Source organism: Bradyrhizobium sp. 142 (genome assembly GCF_023074015.1).
In the GTDB taxonomy this organism is placed as follows: Bacteria; Pseudomonadota; Alphaproteobacteria; order Rhizobiales; family Xanthobacteraceae; genus Bradyrhizobium.
The window spans coordinates 1-3,039 of record NZ_JADPKQ010000347.1 but is presented as its reverse complement, the minus strand read 5'-3'; the positions used below and the strand labels follow the sequence as shown (position 1 = coordinate 3,039).

General features: G+C 60.9%; 6 protein-coding genes. 3 read left to right on the top strand and 3 right to left on the bottom strand.

Annotated elements, in window-relative coordinates; translation table 11 throughout:
* On the top strand, window positions 1-195 hold a 195-nt coding region (locus tag IVA82_RS32615; RefSeq protein WP_247493696.1), incomplete at its 5' end, for a hypothetical protein.
* Here IVA82_RS32615 and IVA82_RS32610 read toward each other — a convergent pair.
* Complete coding sequence (locus IVA82_RS32610; RefSeq protein WP_256469744.1) at window positions 173-781, bottom strand: LysR substrate-binding domain-containing protein; 609 nt, start codon at window positions 779-781, stop codon at window positions 173-175. The two genes, IVA82_RS32615 and IVA82_RS32610, sit on opposite strands and share 23 nt — an antisense overlap.
* Window positions 782-892: 111 nt before the next feature.
* On the opposite strand from IVA82_RS32610, the gene IVA82_RS32605 reads away from it, so the two are divergent.
* Entirely contained in the window at window positions 893-1,390 is a 498-nt protein-coding gene (locus IVA82_RS32605; RefSeq protein ID WP_247382646.1) for a cupin domain-containing protein, read from the top strand.
* A 210-nt stretch (window positions 1,391-1,600) separates the two neighbouring features.
* On the opposite strand, the gene IVA82_RS32600 is transcribed toward IVA82_RS32605, so the two are convergent.
* Entirely contained in the window at window positions 1,601-1,951 is a 351-nt protein-coding gene (locus IVA82_RS32600) for a hypothetical protein (RefSeq protein ID WP_247382647.1), read from the bottom strand.
* A gap of 176 nt (window positions 1,952-2,127) precedes the next feature.
* The gene (locus IVA82_RS32595; RefSeq protein WP_247382648.1) at window positions 2,128-2,430 is read right to left on the bottom strand and encodes a hypothetical protein; all 303 of its coding nucleotides are present in this window, start codon (window positions 2,428-2,430) and stop codon (window positions 2,128-2,130) included.
* 246 nt (window positions 2,431-2,676) lie between these two features.
* Here IVA82_RS32595 and IVA82_RS32590 point away from each other — a divergent pair.
* The coding region (locus IVA82_RS32590) for a hypothetical protein (protein WP_247382649.1) at window positions 2,677-3,039 on the top strand (363 nt) is incomplete at its 3' end.

Here is a 3,039-nt window from a genome sequence, read left to right as displayed (position 1 = left end):
GATCCCCCCGGCAAAAGCCAAAGCATAACCACGCCGCCACTGATCCGTTGGTCAATCCAGGAAATCCGCCGCATTGCCATCAGACTTGCTCGAAAGCGTATTCAACCCGCACGTATCATCGCATGGTCTTTCTGGCGCAGAGCTCATCAGGCTGCCGCTCAACGCGCTCATGTCAAATCAAAAAGACAACTGTAATGATAAGGCTCGTGCCGAAACACACATGGTGCAAGAGGGCATCCGGAGCACGCGGCACTCCCCGCTTCTTCAGATAGGCCGGCGCAGCGCAAAGGACGAAGCGCGACGGCGCCAATCGACGTACGACGAGTGGTGAATCTTTGAGCGTTCCTATGCGAATGGCGAGATCAAGGCCCTCCTGCACCAGGTCGACGTGCCTGGGCGAGAGCGAAATATCTATGGCGAGCTCTGGAAAGCGGGCGAGAAACTCGGGAATGGCCGGCGCAACGTGCATCGGACCGAAAGTGTCGGGAGCGGAAATCGACAGTATCCCGCGCGGCTCACGCTGCAGCGCGTGCGCAGCCTGCTCGGCGAACTCCGCTTGCTCGACGATGCGAGCGCAATGCCGATAGTATGTCGCGCCGGCCTGTGTGAGCGAGATTCGGCGCGTCGTGCGCTGGAGCAATCGCACGCCGAGCCGTTCCTCGAGCCGCTGAACATGGGCGCTCGTGGCGGACTTCGAGATGTGCAAGCGGCGGGCGGCCGCCGAGAAGCTCCCGGCTTCCACTACCCGCACGAATGCTGCGACGCCATCGAGTGGGTCCATCCCCCAATTGTTCTGTTTTCAGGATTATTTGTCCATGAATTTCCGTCTAATCGGCTGCAGCCCGCCGGCATATCTCGATGCGCATCGCAACCCGTTCGGTGGAGGACTGCCATGAACAGCGATTCAAACTGCGACTTGCCGCAATCGAGCCCGCTCTGGCGGGCGCCCGGCACGGGGCCCACGCTCGACGTACTCGGTGTGACGCACATCTACAAGGCGATGGCAAGCGATACCGGTGACCAATTCTCGATATGGGAATCCATCGTGCCGCCAGGCGCCGGCGCGCCGGCGCACACGCATACGCGTGAGGACGAAGCCTTCTATGTCATGAGCGGCGAAGTGCTGGTCGAAGTCGAAGGCTCGGCAGGTCCGCTGCGTCTCGGCCCCGGCGGATTTCTCTTTGGCCCGCGCAACCGACGGCACGGCTATCGCAACACCGGCACTGTTCCGGCGCGCCTGCTGGTGTTCGCGATGCCGGGCGCCGGCCTCGATCGCATGTTCACAGCCTTCGACGCCGCCGGCAAAGGCTCCGCACAAATTCCGGCTTTCGACACGATTGCTGCAATTGCCGAGCAGTATGGCGTCGTGGTTCATCCGCCGGCCGGCTAGGAACGAAAGGCGCCACGAGCGGCGCCGCTGCCCTTGGCGTCAGCCTGACGGCCTGATCTTCGCCCGACTTGCGGCGGACCCGGACCTCGACCTGATCGCCCTTGCCGAGCTTGTCGAAGTCTTGGCCGCCTTGCGGTCCTGGTCCGAGAGTTCGACGAATTGCAGCACATGGGCGGTCATGTGGAGCAGTGAGGGAGTGCGAGAGGAAATCTATCTGGCTTTAGGCGGAAGCGGCTGCGGATTGAGCATGACGTGAGAAGCCTTTGAATTGATCGACGTCTCCACGCTCTGCCTTGGCGGCAGCGGGTGCGGATTGGGTGTGACGTTAGATCCGCGAGATGCTGTCCAGCCTGCCCTGGATTGTTTTCCGGAGACAATGATGATCGATTTTTCGCCAGGCTGGCTGGTCCTCACGTTGGAGGCGTCCGCGACCATTATCGCCGAACCGTGCCCGGCCCTGGTTATGTCGGAAGCTTGTTGACCGTGCCCTGCGTCGGCAGCAAGGGCCACATTGGTCACGAGAACGGCTGACGACAGGATGGATACGAAAGAGAGGGACATGATCGGAATCCTGGGTTGTTGACGAGCACAGGATATGAGGTTCGAACATCTGCGAATGCGATCTTGGTCACATTCGGCGAGAGACATCCGTGGCGCGATCCGGCCCTTCGGGGCGCCTTCCGAATCTCACAAATGCAGGTTGTTCCGGCCCGGTACGCCTAGCCGGCAAGGGCCGATCAGCCGCGGGTCTTGCGTATGTAAATGGCTTGGCCGAGGAGCATGAGTGGAGTGCTCAGGAACATGAACACGATACCCAGCATGATCAATTGGTTGCGGAAAACCGAGCTTGCCGATTCTGCGGCCAGGAAGACGGAGGTACAAATGAGACCTGCAGCGGTGACGGAATAGAGCACGCTGAGGATTCTTGCGATCAGACTGAGACGCCTCCACTCGGTTTCACGAGATTGGTCCCGATCGATGATCGTCTTCAGTTCCAGGCGCAGCGTGTGGAGTTCGCTTTCGATTTCTGCCTGCGTCATCGATGCTCCTGCTCTGTAAAGACATGGCGCGCCGGCTCGCAAGCCGAGATCATGTCGGGCGACGGCGTCCAGGCCGCAGTGGACAGGCTCGAGGCAACGTGGTCAACGGCTCGAACTCATCTGTCCCGCATCTTCGACGAGACGGGCACGCGCAAGGAAGAGGAGCTCGTGCGCGTTCTGATGCAAACTGTAAGGGGCGCTTGACCCACAGCGCGATTGCGGCCCCCGCGGGGGCCAGCCATCGCCATGATCGCCGATCGCAAGCTATCGGCGATCATGGATCACAGCTTCCCAGAAATACCGCGACGCTTCGGCTTGCGCATCGATGTCGCGCAGAAGCTCGGGCTTCTCGGCCAGATCCGCGCGCACAAGTATCGGCCGTTCGGCCGGTGCTTCGGCGTTCCGCGCACGCGCCGTCGCGCTAGTCAACTCCTGATTGTCGAGAACGGCGGCAGCTATCGCATTCGGAGTGCGATCCGAAAACGGGCAAGCGCCATTTCGGTGACAGTGCTGGACTGCACCCCTGGAATGAGACACGATAATTTCTGTGACAGTGCGGTTGCCATGATGCGTTATCGTGCCTTGTTTTGCGCGAACGCGGTTTCGAAC